The sequence below is a fragment of the Streptomyces marincola genome (assembly GCF_020410765.1).
In the GTDB taxonomy this organism is placed as follows: Bacteria; Actinomycetota; Actinomycetes; order Streptomycetales; family Streptomycetaceae; genus Streptomyces; species Streptomyces marincola.
This window is the reverse complement of the sequence record NZ_CP084541.1, coordinates 1,934,372-1,951,623: the sequence shown is the minus strand read 5'-3', so window position 1 is coordinate 1,951,623 and position 17,252 is coordinate 1,934,372. Positions and strand designations below refer to the sequence as shown.

The following is a 17,252-nucleotide window of genomic DNA, read 5'->3' as shown; positions in this document are numbered from 1 at the left end:
GACACCGACCAGAAACTCGTGGCGGCGCTGCGCGCGTCGCTCAAGGAGACCGAGAACCTGCGCGCGCGCAACCGCGCTCTCCAGGCCGCCGCCCGCGAGCCCATCGCGATCGTGGCGATGAGCTGCCGGTTCCCCGGCGGCGTCACCTCGCCCGAGGAGCTGTGGCGGCTGGTCGACGAGGGCGTGGACGCCGTCTCCCGGTTCCCGGCCGACCGCGGCTGGGACGAGGCGGGCATCTACGACCCTGAGCCGGGGCGGCCCGGCAGGACGTACTCGCGCGAGGGCGCGTTCCTGTACGACGCGGCGGAGTTCGACCCGGAGTTCTTCGGGATCGCGCCGAACGAGGCGCTGATCATGGACCCGCAGCAGCGCCTGCTGCTCGAAGCCTCCTGGGAGGCGATCGAGCGGGCCGGGATCGACCCGGCGACGCTGCGCGGCAGTTCGACCGGCGTGTTCGCCGGGATGATGTACCACGACTACACGTACAACAGCAGCACCGGGGCCATCGCCTCGGGCCGCGTCGCCTACGCGCTCGGCCTCGAAGGCCCCGCGGTCACGGTGGACACGGCGTGCTCGTCCTCGCTGGTCGCACTCAACTGGGCGATCCAGGCGCTGCGTTCGGGCGAGTGCGACCTGGCGCTCGCGGGCGGCGTCACGGTGATGGCGACGCCGGAGACGTTCATCGAGTTCAGCCACCAGCGGGGCCTGGCGCCCGACGGCCGCTGCAAGTCGTACGCGGGCGCGGCCGACGGCACCGGCTGGGGCGAGGGCGTCGGCATGCTGCTGGTGGAGCGGCTTTCCGACGCGCGCCGCAACGGGCACCCGGTGCTCGCGGTGGTGCGCGGCCTCGCGACCAACCAGGACGGCGCGAGCAACGGCATGACGGCACCCAACGGGCCGTCCCAACGGCGCGTCATCAAGCGGGCGTTGGCCAACGCACGGCTGTCCGCCGACCAGGTCGACCTCGTCGAGGGGCACGGCACGGGCACGACGCTCGGTGACCCGATCGAGGCGCAGGCACTGCTGGCCACCTACGGCCAGGACCGCCCGGCGGACCGGCCGCTGTGGCTGGGCTCGATCAAGTCGAACATCGGCCACACGCAGGCGGCGGCCGGCGTCGCGGGCATCATCAAGGTCGTCCAGGCCATGCGCAACGGGCGGCTGCCCCGCACCCTGCACGTCGACGAGCCGACCCCGCAGGTGGACTGGTCGGCGGGGAACGTGCGGCTGCTGAGCGAGGCGCGGGAGTGGCCGCGCGGGGACCGGCCGCGCCGCGCGGCCGTGTCCTCCTTCGGCATCAGCGGCACCAACGCGCACGTCATCATCGAGGAGGCGCCGCCCGCCGAGGAGGAGGCCGCTCCCGCCGCGACCGCGACCGGCGGGCCCGTGCTGTGGACCCTCTCGGCCAGGAGCCCGCGGGCGCTGCGCGCGCAGGCCGAACGCCTGAGCGCCCACCTGCTCGACCACCCGGACCTCTCGCCCGTGGACGTGGGGCTCTCCCTGGCGACCGGCCGCGCCGCGCTCGAACACCGGGCCGGGATCGTCGCCGAGGACCGCGCCGGCCTCCTCGACGGCCTCGCCGCGCTCGCCTCGGACACCCGCTCGCCGTCCGTCGTCACCGGCAAGGTGCGCGAGGGCAAGGTGGGGTTCCTGTTCACGGGGCAGGGGAGTCAGCGGGTGGGGATGGGGCGGGAGTTGTATGAGGCGTTTCCGGTGTTCGCTTCGGTGTTCGATGAGGTGGTGGGGTTGTGTGAGGGGTTGGGGTGTGGGGTGCGGGGTGTGGTGTGGGGGGATGGGGAGCGGTTGGGGTGGACGGAGTTCACGCAGCCTGCGGTGTTCGCGGTGGAGGTGGCGTTGTTCCGGTTGGTGGAGTCGTGGGGGGTGCGGCCGGATTTCGTGGTGGGGCATTCGATCGGTGAGGTGGCGGCTGCGCATGTGGCGGGGGTGCTGGAGCTTCACGATGCGGTGCGGTTGATTGTGGAGCGGGGGCGGTTGATGCAGGGGTTGCCTGCGGGTGGGGCGATGGTGGCGGTGGAGGCGTCGGAGGATGAGGTGGCGCCTTTCCTGGGGGATCGGGTGGGGTTGGGTGCGGTGAACGGTCCTTCGTCGGTGGTGGTGTCGGGGGATGAGGGTGCGGTGGCGGAGGTGGTGTCGCGGTTCGGGGGGCGCAGGACGCGGCGGCTTGTGGTGTCGCACGCGTTCCATTCGCCGTTGATGGAGCCGATGCTGGCGGAGTTCCGGAAGGTCGCGGAGTCCGTGGCGTATGGCGAGCCGCGGATCCGGATGGTGAAGGACGTGGGCTCGGCGGAGTACTGGGTGGGGCATGTGCGGGAGGCGGTGCGGTTCGGGGACGATGTGGCGGCGCTGCGGGATGCGGGGGTGACGCGTTTCCTGGAGATCGGTCCTGACGCGGCGTTGACGTCGTTGGTCGGGCAGACCGCGCCCGACGCCCTCGCCACCGCCACCCTGCGCCGCGACCGCCCCGAGGCCGCGACCCTGCTGACGGCCCTCGCGCGGCTGCACGTCACCGGCGCCTCGCCCGACTGGGCGGCCCTCTTCGCGGGCCGAGGCGCGCGCCGCGTCGACCTGCCCACCTACCCGTTCCAGCGCAGCCGTTACTGGCTGACGGAACCCGTAGCGGGCACAGCGGGCAACGCGGCGGCCATGGGCCTCACCGCGTTCGACCACCCGCTGCTCGGCGCCGAGATCGCGGTGCCCGGCACCGGCGCGGTCGTCTACAGCGGGCGGCTGTCCACCGACACCCAGCCCTGGCTGGCCGACCACGCGATGTTCGGCGCCACCCTCGTGCCGGGCACGGCGTTCGTCGAACTGGCCGTGCGGGCCGGTGACCGCGTCGGCTGCCCCGTCGTCGAGGAACTGGCGCTGCGCGCGCCGCTCACCCTGCCGGACGGCGGCGGGGTGCGGCTGCGGCTCACCGTGGGGGAAGCGGCGCAGGACACGGGCCTGCGCCCCGTCACCGTGCACGCGCGCCCCGAGGACGCCGACGAGGACGCGCCCTGGACCCTGCACGCCGACGGCACGCTCGCACCCGAGCCCGCCGGGGACCCAGGGGCCGCGGCGGCGCCCGACCTCACGCGGTGGCCGCCGCCCGGCGCGGACCCCCTGCCCACCGAGGGCGCCTACGAACGCCTCGCGGACGCCGGCTACGCCTACGGACCCGCCTTCCAGGGCCTGAAGGCCGCCTGGCGCGCCGGCGGCGAGACGTTCGCGGAGGTCGCGCTGAACGACGCGGCCGACGCCGGCCGTTTCGTGCTGCACCCCGCCCTGTTCGACGCCGCCCTGCACGCCTCGCTGCTCGGCACGGGCGAGGACGACGCGGCGGCGCTGCCGTTCCTGTGGAAGGGCGTGCGGCTGCACGCGGCCGGGGCCACGGCCGCGCGCGTCGCGCTGCGCGCCCTGGGCGGCGGCGAGACGGAGATCCACCTCGCCGACGGCGAGGGCCGCCCCGTCGCCACGGTGCGGGCGCTGCTCGCCAGGGAGGTGCCGGCCGACGCGCTGGCGCCGCCGCGGCAGGCCGCCGACTCCCTGTTCCACGTCGCGTGGACCCCGGCGCCCGCCGCCGCGCCCGCCGCGCCCGCCGACTGGGCGGCGGTCGACGGCTCCGACGGCCTCGAAGGCCTCACGGGCCCCGTGCCCGCGACGGTCGCGCTCACGCTGCCCCCCGGCACGGGCGACACCGCCGCCGACGTGCGCGCGGTCACCGGGCTCGTGCTCCGGGCCCTCCAGACCTGGCTCGCGGACGAGCGCTTCGCGGACCGCAGGCTCCTCGTCGTCACCCGCGAGGACGACCTGGCGCACGCCGCCGCCTGGGGCCTGGTCCGCGCCGCCCGCGCGGAGGACCCGGAACGGTTCGCCCTGCTCGGCACCGACGCCTCGGCGCGGCAGGACCCCGCCGAGGCCATCGCCCGCGCCATCGCCTCGGGCGAGCCCGAACTGCGCGCTACGGACGACCAGTTGCTCGTCCCCCGGCTGGCGCGCCCGACCGCCGACGGCGAACGGGCCACCGCATGGGACCGGCCGGGCACCGTCCTGATCACCGGCGGCACCGGCGGCCTCGGCGCCCTGGTCGCCCGCCACCTGGCCACCGCGCACGGCGTCACCGACCTGCTGCTCACCAGCCGCGGCGGCCCGGACGCGCCCGGCGCGGCCGAACTGGTCGCGGACCTCGCCGCGTCGGGCGCCGAGGCCGAGGTCGTGGCCTGCGACGTGGCCGACCGGGAGGCCGTCGCCGCGCTCCTCGCGGGCCGCTCCCTCGCGGCCGTCGTGCACACCGCGGGCGTGCTCGCGGACGCGGTCATCGCCAACCTGACGCCGCACGGCGTCGAGACGGTCCTGCGCCCCAAGGTGGACGGCGCGCTGCACCTGCACGAGCTGACCCGGGGCATGGACCTGGGCGCGTTCGTGCTGTTCTCCTCGTCCGCCGGCGTGCTCGGCGCCCCGGGACAGGGCAACTACGCCGCCGCCAACACCTTCCTCGACGCGCTCGCCGCGCACCGCCGCGCCCAGGGCCTGCCCGCCCAGTCCCTCGCGTGGGGCCTGTGGGCGGACACCGGCGGCATGGCGGGCGGCCTCGGCGAGGCCGACCTGCGGCGGATGCGCAGGCAGGGCATGCCCGCGCTGTCCTCGGCGGAAGGGCTCGCGCTGCTGGACGCCGCAGCCGCGCGCCCCGAGCCGCTGCTCGTGCCGATCGGCCTCGACCTCGCCGCGCTGCGCGGCGGGGCGGGCGGCGAACCCCCGCTGCTGCTGCGCGGCCTGGTGCCCGCCGCGCGGCGCCGCGCCGCCGGCACCGACCCGCGGGCGCTGCTGCGCGAGCTGGCCGCGCTGCCCGAGGAGCGGCGCGAGGGGGCGTTGCGCGCCCTCGTGCTCGACCTGGCCGCCGCCGTGCTCGGCCACGCGGACGCGGACGCGGTCGACCCCGAGCGCGACTTCCTCGAATCCGGCTTCGACTCGCTCACCGCGATGGAGCTGCGCACCGCGCTCAACGCCGCCACCGGCCTGAAGCTGCCCGCGATGGCGGTGTTCGACAGCAAGAACCCGCGCGCACTCGCCCGGCTCCTCGCGGACGATCTTGCCCCCCGCCTGGCCGGCGAACAGGCCGCCGGGCCGCGGGAGTCGGCTGAACCCGACGAGGACGAGACGGTCACCGCGCTGTTCCGGCAGGCCGTCGCGGCGGGCCGGAGCAACGCGGCGCTGACGCTGATGGGCTCGGTCGCGGCGCTGCGGCCCCGGTTCTCCTCGCCCGCCGACCTGCGACGCCCCCCGCGCGCCGTGCGCCTGGCGGACGGCCCCGGCCGCCCCCGGCTGATCTGCCTGGCCACGCCCATGGCGGGCGGCGGCGTGCACCAGCACGCGCGGCTCGGCTCGGAGTTCCAGGACATCAGGCACGTGTCGGCGGTGCCGCTGCCCGGGTTCGCGCGCGGCGAGCCGCTGCCCGCCTCCCAGGAGGCGCTGACCGGCGCGCTGGCAGAAGCGGTGCTCGCGGCGGCCGGGGGCGAGCCGTTCGCGCTGCTCGGCTACTCATCCGGCGGCCTGATCGGGCACGTGCTCGCCCGCCACCTGGAGGAGGTCGTCGGGGCCCCGCCCGCCGGGCTGATCCTCGTGGACACCTTCCGCGTCGACGACACGGCGATGGACGTCGGGTTCGACCACCTCCTCGGCCAAGTGCTGGAGACCGAGTCGATGTTCGGCCCCTACGACGCGGCCCGCCTGTCCGCGATGCCGTACTACTTCGAGGTCCTCGCGGGTTTCGACCCGGTCCCGCTGGCCGCCCCAACCCTGTTCGTGCAGGCGTCCGCGCCGTTCGTCGAGCCGCCGGAGGGCACCGACCCGGCGCTGATGCGGGCCCGCCCCTGGGACCCGTCGCACACCCTGCGCACCGTGGAGGGCGACCACTTCTCGCTCGGCCAGGAGCACGCCCCGGTGACCGCCCGGGTCATCGACGAGTGGCTGGAGGCGCTCGACTGAGCCGCGACCGGCCGAACGGCACGGCTCCCCCCGAGATGTCACGCCGCGCGCGGGGGACGCGGCAGAAGCTGCCGAGCACGAGCTGCTGGGAAAGACCCGAACTTCTGAGGTGGTTGACAGATGGCGCCCACGCCCACGGCCAGAGGAACCGTTCCCTTCCGGGGCCACGAGACCTGGTACCGCGTCACCGGACAGCCGGGCCAGGGCCGCCCGGCCCTCGTCGTCCTGCACGGCGGCCCAGGCTCCACGCACGACTACCTCATCGGCCTGGCCGACTTCGCCGAACGCGGCTGGCCCGTCGTGCACTACGACCAGCTCGGCAACGGCGGCTCCACGCACCTGCCGGACGCCGATCCCGGCTTCTGGGTGCCCGAGTTGTTCCTCGACGAGCTCGACAACCTGCTGAACCGGCTCGGCATCGCGGACGACTACATCCTGTTCGGGCAGTCCTGGGGCGGCATGCTGGCCGCCCGGCACGCCTCGGACCGGCCCGCCGGGCTGCGCGGCCTGGTCATCGCCAACGCCCCCGCCTCCTACAAGCTGTGGCTGTCCGAGATGGACGTGCTGCGCGCCCAGCTGCCGCCCGGCGTGGACGATACGCTGCGCCGCCACGAGGCGGCGGGCACCACGGACAGCGAGGAATACCTCCAGGCGATGCTCGTCTTCTACGGCCGCCACGTGTGCCGCGTCGACCCCTGGCCGCGCGAACTCATGGCCTCCTACATGGAGACGTGGACCGACCCCACGGTCTACCGCACCATGAACGGGCCCAACGAGTTCCACGTCATCGGCAGCCTGCGGGACTGGTCGGTGATCGACTGCCTGCCGCGCATCGACGTGCCCACCCTCGTGCTCTCGGGCCGCCACGACGAGGCCACCCCGGTCACGGTGCGGCCGTTCGAAGAACTCATCCCCGGCGCCCGCTGGGAGATCCTGGAGAACTCCAGCCACTCCCCGCACCTGGAGGAGCCGGAGCGTTTCTACGAGGTGCTGGGCGCATTCCTTGACTCGGTCGGCGCGAACGGCGCGCGGACCACGACGGTGAGCGGAGGCTGAGACGACGGTGGATGCCAAGGTCGAGGAGATCGTCGAGGCGCTGCGCGGCTCGCTCGTGGAGAACGAGCGGCTGCGGCGGGAGGCCGCGGGCCTGCGGGCCGCGGCGAACGCCGCAACCGAACCCATCGCGATCATCGGCATGGCCTGTCGCTACCCCGGTGGCGTCGCCTCGCCCGAGGACCTGTGGGAGCTGGTCGCCGAGGGCCGCGACGCCATCGGCCCGTTCCCCGCCGATCGCGGCTGGGACATGGGCTCGCTGTACGACCCGGAGCCGGGCAAGCCGGGCAAGAGCTACGTCAGGCACGGCGGCTTCCTGCACGAAGCCGCCCTGTTCGACCCGGAGTTCTTCGGCATCAGCCCGCGCGAGGCGCTGACCATGGACCCCCAGCAGCGGCTCCTGCTCGAAATCACGTGGGAGGCGATGGAACGGGCCGGCATCGACCCGGGATCGCTGCGCGGCAGCCGCACCGGCGTGTTCGCCGGCGCGATGTACCACGACTACGGCATCACCAGCAGCGACGGCAGCCTGGTCTCCGGGCGCGTCGCCTACACGCTCGGCCTCGAAGGCCCGGCCGTCACCGTCGACACCGCCTGCTCGGCCTCGCTCGTGGCCATGCAGTGGGCGGCCCAGGCGCTGCGCACCGGCGAGTGCACGCTCGCCCTGGCGGGCGGCGTCAGCGTCATGGCCACGCCCGAGACGTTCATCGAGTTCAGCGAGCAGCGCGGCCTGTCGCCCGACGGCCGCTGCCGCTCGTTCGCCGCCACCGCCGACGGCACCGGCTGGGGCGAGGGGGCCGGCGTCCTGCTGCTGGAGAAGCTGTCGGACGCCCGCCGCAACGGCCACCGCGTGCTGGCCGTCGTGCGCGGCTCCGCCGTCAACCAGGACGGCGCCTCCAACGGCTTCAGCGCGCCCAACGGCCCCTCGCAGCGCCGCGTGATCCGGCAGGCGCTCGCCGCCGCCGGGCTCGGCACCGCCGACATCGACGCCGTCGAGGGGCACGGCACCGGCACCTCGCTCGGCGACCCGATCGAGGCGCAGGCGCTGCTGGCCACCTACGGCCAGGACCGGGCCGAGCCGCTGTGGCTCGGCTCGGTGAAGTCGAACATCGGCCACACCCAGGCCGCCGCGGGCGTCGCCGGGGTCATCAAGATGGTCGAGGCCATCAGGCGCGGCCGGCTGCCCGGCACCCTGCACGTCGACGAGGCCACGCCGCAGGTCGACTGGGAGGCGGGCAACGTCCGCCTCCTCACCGAGTCGAGGGCCTGGCCCGAGACCGGCCGCCCGCGCCGCGCCGCGGTCTCCTCGTTCGGCGTCAGCGGCACCAACGCGCACGTGATCATCGAGCAGGCCGAGGCGGGCGACGACGCGCAGGCCCCGGCCGGGCCGCGCCCGGCCGCGGGCGTGCCCGTGCCGCTGCCGCTGGCCGCCAGGACCGAGGCCGCGCTGCGCGCCCAGGCGGGCCAACTGGCCGACCAGCTGCGGGCCGCGCCCGCGCTCGACCCCGTCGACGTGGGCTTCTCGCTCGCCACGGGGCGCGCCGCGCTCGCCCGCCGTGCCGTCGTCGTCGGCCGCGACCGCGAGGAGGTCATCGGAGAGCTGACCGCGCTCGCGAACGACGCGCCGCTCGACCCGGCCGCGCGCGCGACGGGGCTGACCGCGTTCCTGTTCACCGGGCAGGGCAGCCAGCGCCTGGGCATGGGCCGCGACCTGCACGCGGCGTTCCCCGTGTTCGCGCGCGCCTTCGACGAGGTGTGCGCGGAACTCGACCCGGCCGTCCGCGAGGTCATGTGGGGCGAGGACAAGGCCGCGCTGGAGCGCACCGAGTTCACCCAGCCCGCGCTGTTCGCGGTCGAGGTCGCGCTGGCCCGGCTGCTCGAATCCTGGGGCGTGGAGCCCGACTTCGTGGCCGGCCACTCGATCGGGGAACTCGCCGCCGCGCACGTCGCCGGGGTGTTCACGCTCGCCGACGCCGCGCGCCTGGTCTCGGCGCGGGCCCGGCTGATGGGCGCGCTGCCGCCGGGCGGCGCGATGGTCGCGGTCGAGGCCACCGAGGAGGAGGCCGCCGCCGTGCTCGGGGAGCACGTCGGCATCGCCGCCGTCAACGGCCCGGCGTCCGTGGTCCTTTCCGGCACCGAGGACGCCGTCACCGCCGCCGTGGAACGGCTCGGCGCGCGCAGGACCAGCCGGCTCAAGGTGTCCCACGCGTTCCACTCGCCGCTCATGGAGCCGATGCTCGACGCGTTCCGCCGCGTCGCCGCGAGCGTCACCTACGCGCAGCCGCGCGTCCCCGTCGTCGCGGACGGCGACGTCGCCACCGCGGAGCACTGGGTGCGGCACGTGCGCGAGGCGGTGCGCTTCGCCGCCGCCGTGACCAGGCTTGAGGCCGAGGGCGTCACCCGGTACGTCGAGATCGGCCCCGACGGGGTGCTCACCGCCATGGCCAGGCAGTGCCTCACCACGTCGGCCGACACCGCCGTCCTCGTCCCCGCGCAGCGCCGCCGCGAGCCCGAGGCCGCCGCCGCCCTCGCCGCGCTCGGCCGCCTGCACGCCGCGGGCGCGCGCGTCGACTGGGCGGGCGTGTTCGCCGGCCGCGACGCGCGGCGGGTCGACCTGCCGACCTACCCGTTCCAACGCGCCCGCTACTGGCTCGACAAGAGCGGCAGGAGCGGCGACGTCACCGCCGCCGGACTCGACCGGCCCGACCACCCGCTGCTCGGTGCCATGGTGCGGCTGCCGGGCTCCGACGGCGCCGTGTTCACCGGGCGGCTGTCCACCGGCACCCACCCCTGGCTGCCCGACCACACCGTGCTCGGCTCCGTCCTGCTGCCCGGCACCGCCTACGTGGAACTGGCCGTGCGGGCCGGCGACCAGGTCGGCTGCCGCCGCGTCGAGGAACTGACGCTCGGCGCGCCCCTGGTCCTCCCCGGCGAGGCGGGCGTCCAGATCCAGGTCGCCGTCGACGCGCCCGACCCCTCGGGCCGCAGGCCGGTGCGCGTGTACTCGCGCGCCGACGACGCCCCGTTCGGCAACGAGTGGGTCCTGCACGCCGAGGGAACGCTCGCTCCCGAGGCCGCGCAGCCGCGCGAGGCCCCCGCCGCGTGGCCGCCGCGCGACGCGGAACCGCTCCCCGCGGACGGGCTCTACGCGCGGCTCGACTACGGGCCGACGTTCCACGGACTGCGCGCGGCCTGGCGGCGCGGCGACGAGCTGTTCGCGGAGATCGCCCTGCCCGAGGGCGTCGAGGCCGGGCGCTTCGGCCTGCACCCCGCGCTGCTCGACGCGGCGCTGCACGCGCTCGACCTGGTGCGCGAGGGCGCCACCGTCCTGCCGTTCTCCTGGTCGGACGTCACCCTGCACGCCGAGGGCGCCGGGGCGGCGCGCGTCCGCCTGCTCCTGCGCGACGAGCACACCGTCTCGCTCGACCTCACCGACGGGCTCGGCCGTCCCGTCGCGTCCGTGGGCGCGCTCACGCTGCGCCCGGTCACCGCGGACGGCCTCGCGCTGTCCTCGGCCCGCGTCGCCGACGCCCTCTTCCGCGTCGACTGGGTGCCGGCCGAAGGGCCCGCGCCGGGCGCGGCCGAGCCGCCCGCCGAGGCCGAGGTGACCGTCCACCGCGTCCCGCCGACGAGCGGCGACACCCCGGCCGCCGTGCGCGCCGCGACCGCGGGCGCGCTGGCGGCCGTGCGGGCCGCGCTCGACGGCGACACCACTCTCGTCGTGGTCACCGAGGGCGCGCTCGACGGCTCCGACCTCGGCCACGCGGCCGTCGCGGGCCTGGTGCGCGCCGCCGCGAGCGAGCACCCGGGGCGTTTCCTCCTCGTCGAGGCCGACGGGCCCGTCCAGCCGCGCGACCTGCTCGCGACCGGCGAGCCGGAACTGCGCGTCACCGGCGGCGAGATCCTGGCGCCGCGCCTGACCGCCGCGCCCGCGCCCGCGGAGGCCCCCGTGTGGGACACCGGGCGCACCGTCCTGATCACCGGCGGCACCGGCGCGCTCGGCGCGGCCGTCGCCCGCCACCTGGTGACCGCGCACGGCGTGCGGCACCTGCTGCTGACCAGCAGGCGCGGCGCGCGGGCGCCCGAAGCAGCCGCGCTCGTCGAAGAGTTGGCGGAGCTGGGCGCCGAGGCAGAGGTCGCCGCGTGCGACGCGGCCGACCGCGACGCGCTCGCCGCGCTGCTCGACGGCCGCTCCATCGGCGGCGTCGTGCACGCGGCCGGGGTGCTGGACGACGGCGTCGTCTCCGCGCTCACGCCCGAACGCCTCGACCGCGTGCTGCGCCCGAAGGCGGACGCGGCCTGGCACCTGCACGAGCTGACCCGGGAGACGGAGCCGACCGCGTTCGTGCTGTTCGCCTCGCTCGCCGGCGTCCTCGGCGCGCCGGGACAGGGCAACTACGCCGCCGCCAACGCGTTCCTCGACGCCCTCGCCCGCCACCGGCACGCGCTCGGCCTGCCCGCGCTCTCGCTCGCGTGGGGGCCGTGGGCCGGCGCCGGGATGGCGGACGGCCTCGACCAGGACGGGCTGCGCGCCCTGACCCCGGCCGAGGGCCTGGCGCTGCTCGACGCCGCCACGGGCGGCGGCGAACCCGCGCTCGTGCCCGCCCGGTTCGACCCGGCGGCCTTCGGCACGCCGCCGCCCCTGCTGCGCGGCCTGGCGCGCGGCCGGGCCCGCCGCGTCGTCGACGCCGCGGGCCCGGCGGCAGGCACCCTCGGGGAGCGGCTGGCCGCGCTGCCCGAGTCGGAACGCGCCGACGAGGTGCTCGGCCTCGTCCGCTCGCAGGCCGCGACCGTGCTGCGGCACGCGGGAAGCGACGCGATCGACCCGGAACGCGCCTTCCGCGACCTCGGGTTCGACTCGCTCACGGCGATCGAGCTGCGCAACCTGCTGGGCGGGGCCACCGGGCTGCGGCTGCCCGCGACCCTCGTGTTCGACTACCCGACCCCGGCGGAGCTGGCCCGCCACCTGCTGGCCGAGCTGTCCGGCGGCATCGACGCGGCCTCCGCCGCGCCCGCCGTGGCGCGGGCCGACGACGAGCCGATCGCGATCGTGGCGATGGCGTGCCGCTATCCGGGCGGGGTGACCTCGCCCGAGGGGCTGTGGCGGCTGGTGGACGAGGGGGTCGACGCGGTCTCGGAGTTCCCCGGCGACCGGGGTTGGGACGTGGAGTCGATCTACGACCCGGAGCCGGGCAAGCCCGGCAAGAGCTATGTGCGCGAGGGCGGTTTCCTGCACGACGCGGCCGAGTTCGACGCGGACTTCTTCGGCATCAGCCCGCGCGAGGCCCGCGACATGGACCCGCAGCAGCGGCTGCTGCTCGAAGTGTCCTGGGAGGCGCTTGAGCGGGCCGGGATCGACCCGTCCTCGCTCAAGGGCTCGCCCACGGGCGTGTTCGCCGGCGTCATGTACCACGACTACCCGGGCGGCAGCAGCGGCAGCATCGTCTCGGGCCGCGTCGCCTACACGCTGGGCCTCGAAGGCCCGGCCGTCACGGTGGACACGGCGTGCTCGTCCTCGCTCGTGGCCGTGCACTGGGCCGCCCGCGCGCTGCGGTCCGGCGAGTGCTCGCTCGCGCTCGTCGGCGGCGTGACCGTCATGGGCACCCCGCAGACGTTCATCGACTTCAGCGAGCAGCGCGGCCTGTCCCGCGACGGCCGCTGCAAGTCCTTCTCCTCCTCCACCGACGGCACCGGCTGGGGCGAGGGCGCGGGCGTGCTGCTGGTGGAGCGGCTGTCGGACGCGCGGCGCAACGGGCACCCGGTGCTCGCGGTGGTGCGGGGCAGCGCGTTGAACCAGGACGGCGCCTCCAACGGCCTGACCGCCCCCAACGGCCCCTCGCAGCAGCGCGTGATCCGGCAGGCGCTGGCCGACGCGGGCCTGTCTCCGGCGGATGTGGACGCGGTGGAGGCGCACGGCACGGGCACGACGCTGGGCGACCCGATCGAGGCGCAGGCGCTGCTGGCCACCTACGGCCAGGACCGCGAGGAGCCGCTGTGGCTCGGTTCGATCAAGTCGAACATGGGCCACACGCAGGCGGCGGCCGGCGTCGCGGGCGTGATCAAGATGGTGGAGGCGATGCGGCACGGGCGGCTGCCGCGCACGCTGCACGTGGAGGAGCCGACGCCGCAGGTGGACTGGTCGGCGGGGAACGTGCGGCTGCTGAGCGAGGCGCGGGAGTGGCCGCGCGGGGACCGGCCGCGCCGCGCCGGCGTGTCCTCCTTCGGCATCAGCGGCACGAACGCGCACGTCATCGTCGAGGAGGCACCGCCCGCCGAGGAGGCGCCGGAGCCGGCCGAGCGCCGCGAACTGCCGGTGGCGCCGGTCGTGGTGTCGGCCCGCAGCACCGCCGCACTCGACGAACTGACCGCGCGCCTCGCCCGGTTGGTGGGGGTGCGTGGTGCGTTGGATGTGGGGTTCTCGGCGGTGGCGGGGCGTGCGGTGCTTGAGCATCGGGCGGTGCTGGTGGGTGGGGAGACGTATCGGGGGCTGGCGTCGTCCGGGGGCAAGGTGGGGTTCTTGTTCACGGGGCAGGGGAGTCAGCGGGTGGGGATGGGGCGGGAGTTGTATGAGGCGTTTCCGGTGTTCGCTGAGGCGTTTGATGAGGTGGTGGGGTTGTGCGAGGGGTTGGGGTGCGGGGTGCGGGGTGTGGTGTGGGGGGATGGGGAGCGGTTGGGGTGGACGGAGTTCACGCAGCCCGCGGTGTTCGCGGTGGAGGTGGCGTTGTTCCGGTTGGTGGAGTCGTGGGGGGTGCGGCCGGACTTTGTGGTGGGGCATTCGATCGGTGAGGTGGCGGCGGCGCATGTGGCGGGGGTGTTGGGGCTTCACGATGCGGTGCGGTTGATTGTGGAGCGGGGGCGGTTGATGCAGGGGTTGCCTGCGGGTGGGGCGATGGTGGCGGTGGAGGCGTCGGAGGATGAGGTGGCGCCTCTTCTGGGGGATCGGGTGGGGTTGGGTGCGGTGAACGGTCCTTCGTCCGTGGTGGTGTCGGGGGATGAGGGTGCGGTGGCGGAGGTGGTGTCGCGGTTCGAGGGGCGCAGGACGCGGCGGCTTGTGGTCTCGCACGCGTTCCATTCGCCGTTGATGGAGCCGATGCTGGCGGAGTTCCGGAAGGTCGCGGAGTCCGTGACCTACCACGAGCCGCGCATTCGGATGGTGAAGGACGTGGGCTCGGCGGAGTACTGGGTGGGGCATGTGCGGGAGGCCGTGCGGTTCGCGGACGACGTGGCGGCGCTGCGCGACGCGGGCGTCACCCGCTACCTGGAGATCGGCCCCGACGGCGTCCTCGCGGCCATGACGGAACGGATGGTCGAGGGAACGGTCGCCGCCACCCTGCGCCGCGACCGCCCCGAGGTGGAGAGCGTGTTCGGCGGGGTGGCAAGGCTGTTCACCGACGGGGTGCCGGTCGACTGGTCCGCGGTGTTCGCGGGCCGCGGCGCGCGCCGCGTGGACCTGCCCACCTACCCCTTCCAGCGCACGCACTACTGGCGGGCGGCACCGGCGGGCACCGGCCGGGGCGATTCCTCCGACCACCCGCTGCTCGGCGCGGGCGTCGAACTGCCCGACACCGGCGGCGCCGTGTTCACCGGCCGGCTGTCCACCGACGCCCAGCCCTGGCTCGCCGACCACGACGTGCTCGGCACCCTGCTGCTGCCGGGCACCGGCCTCGTCGAACTCGCCCTCAGGGCCGCCGAACAGGTCGGCTGCGCGACGGTCGAGGAACTGACCCTCGAAGCCCCGCTGGTCCTGCCCGAGCGGGGCGGGGTCGCGGTCCGCGTCGTGGTCGGCGGACCCGACGGCTCCGGCGGGCGCACCCTGGGCGTCTACTCGTCGACCGACGACGAGACCTGGGTGAGGAACGCGACCGGCGCCATCCTCCCGGACGCCGCGCCCGCGCCCGAGGCGCCCGCCGTCTGGCCGCCCGAGGGCGCGACGCCGCTCCCCGTGGACGGCGCGTACGAACGGCTGCTGGCGCGCGGCTACGACTACGGCCCGGCGTTCCAGGGGCTGGGGGCCGCCTGGCGGGCCGCCGACGGCACCGTGTACGCGGAGGTCGCGCTGCCCGAGGACACCGACGCCACCGGATTCGGCGTGCACCCGGCGCTCCTCGACGCGGCGATGCACGCCGGGCTGCTCCAGGACGACGAGGGCGAGGTCCCGCACCTGCCGTTCGCGTGGAACGGCGTCACGCTGCACCGGCCCGGCGCCTCGGCGCTGCGCGTGCGGCTCTCCCCGCGCGACGCCGACGGCGGCGGGGACGTGCTGGTCACCGACGGGACCGGGGCGCCGGTGCTGTCCGTCGCCGGCCTGGTCGGGCGGCCGGTGTCCCCCGACCAGCTGCGGGCCGGCGGGCACCGCGAGTCGCTGTTCCGCCTCACGTGGACCGAGGTCGCGGAGCGGCCCGCGGCGGGCACGCCCGTCGTGGTGTACGAGGTGCCGCGCGCCGAGGGCGACACCCCGGCGGCCGTGCGCGCCGCCCTGAACGCCGTGCTCGACCGGGTGCGGGAGTGGCTGGCCGACGCGGGGGGCGAGGAACGGCTCGCGGTCGTCACCCGGGGCGCCGTGGCGGTCGGGGACGAGGCGGCCGATCCGCGGCAGGCACCGGTGTGGGGCCTGGTGCGGGCGGCGGCGGCCGAGAACCCGGGCCGCTTCGTCCTGCTCGACCTCGCCGAGGGCGACCCCGTCCCCCCGCTGGTCGACGAGCCTGAACTCGCCTTCCGCGACGGCCGGTTGTTCGTCCCGCGGCTGACCCGCGTGCCCGCCGCCGAGGTGCGGGAGCGCGCCGCGTGGGACCCGGAGGCCACGACGCTGATCACGGGCGGGACCAGCGGCCTCGGCGCCCTGGTCGCCCGGCACCTGGTGACGGCGCACGGCGTGCGGCGGCTGGTGCTCACCAGCCGCAGCGGCGAGAAGGCGGCGGGCGCGGCCGAGTTGCGCGCCGAGCTGGCCGCGCACGGCGCGCACGTCGCGATCGAGGCGTGCGACGTCGCGGATCGCGCGGCCCTGGCCGAGGTGCTGGCACGGCACACGGTGGGCGCGGTCGTGCACGCGGCCGGTGTCGTGGAGAACGGCCTGGCCCGCGACCTGACGCCCGAGCGCATCGACGCGGTGCTGCGGCCCAAGGTCGACGGCGCGTGGCACCTGCACGAGCTGACGGCCGACCTCGACCTGTCGGCGTTCGTGCTGTTCTCCTCGGTCGGCGGGCTCGTGCTCGCCGCCGGGCAGGGCAACTACGCGGCGGCGAACGTGTTCCTCGACGCGCTCGCGGAGCACCGCCGCCGGTCCGGCCTGCCCGCGACGTCCCTGGCGTTCGGGCTGTGGGCGGCCGACACCGGGCTCGGTGAGCTTGAGGCCGCCGACCTGGAGCGCATGCGCCGCATGGGCCTGCCCGCGCTGGCGCAGGAAGAAGGGCTCGCGCTCCTGGACGACGCGCTGCGCACCGGCGAGGCGGCGCTCGCCCCGTTCCGGCTGGACGCGGCGGCGCTGCGGGCCCGTGGCGCCGACCGCCTGCCCGCGCTGCTGCGCGGCCTGGTGCGCGCCCCGCGCCGCAGGCCGGGCGAGCAGGCCGGGGGCGGCGCGGACGACGGGGCGCGGCTGCGGCAGCGGCTCGCTGCGCTGCCCGACGACACAGAACGCGGCCGGCTGCTGCTCGAACTGGTGCAGACGCGGGTCGCGGCGGTCCTCGGGCACGACGGCACGGACGCCATCAGGCCCGACCGGGCGTTCAAGGACCTCGGCTTCGACTCGCTGACGGCCGTCGAGCTGCGCAACGGGCTGCGCGCGGCGACCGGCCTCAAGCTGCCGGCCACGCTGGTGTTCGACCACCCGACGCCCGCCGCGATCGCCGCCGAACTGGGCGAGCGACTGGCCGAGGAGCAGGCCGCCGCGGCCCCGGCCGGCCCTGCGGGCGCGCCGCTCGACGCGGAACTGACCCGGCTTGAGGCCCTGCTGGCGTCGGCGACGCCGGACCAGGACGCCTGGAACCGCGTCGCCGACCGGCTGCGCGCGCTGACGGCCGGCTGGATCGAGGCCCACCGGCCCGACGCGGGCGAGGAAGCCGACCTCGACGAGCTGTCGGCCGACGAGCTGTTCGACGTCCTCGACGACGAACTCGACACCCGCTCCGCCCGGTAGCCGCCCGGCGGCCCGGCCGCCCACCACGCCACGGCCCGTGGCGCACCGCCACGGGCCCGCATATCCCCACCCATCAAGAGAG

General features: G+C 76.1%; 3 protein-coding genes. All 3 read left to right on the top strand.

All coding sequences use genetic code 11. The annotated features are described in order from the left end of the window. Nucleotides 1–18 precede the first annotated feature (18 nt). A complete protein-coding gene (locus tag LC193_RS08210) occupies nt 19–5,985 on the top strand; it encodes a type I polyketide synthase (RefSeq protein WP_450264590.1) in 5,967 nt (1,988 codons plus the stop codon). A gap of 120 nt (nt 5,986–6,105) precedes the next feature. Continuing rightward, nucleotides 6,106–7,041: a proline iminopeptidase-family hydrolase gene (locus LC193_RS08205; RefSeq protein WP_226072947.1), complete on the top strand. Its 936-nt coding sequence runs from the start codon at nt 6,106–6,108 to the stop codon at nt 7,039–7,041. 7 nt (nt 7,042–7,048) lie between these two features. Then, the gene (locus LC193_RS29065) at nt 7,049–17,170 is read left to right on the top strand and encodes a type I polyketide synthase (RefSeq protein WP_226072945.1); all 10,122 of its coding nucleotides are present in this window, start codon (nt 7,049–7,051) and stop codon (nt 17,168–17,170) included. Nucleotides 17,171–17,252 lie beyond the last annotated feature (82 nt).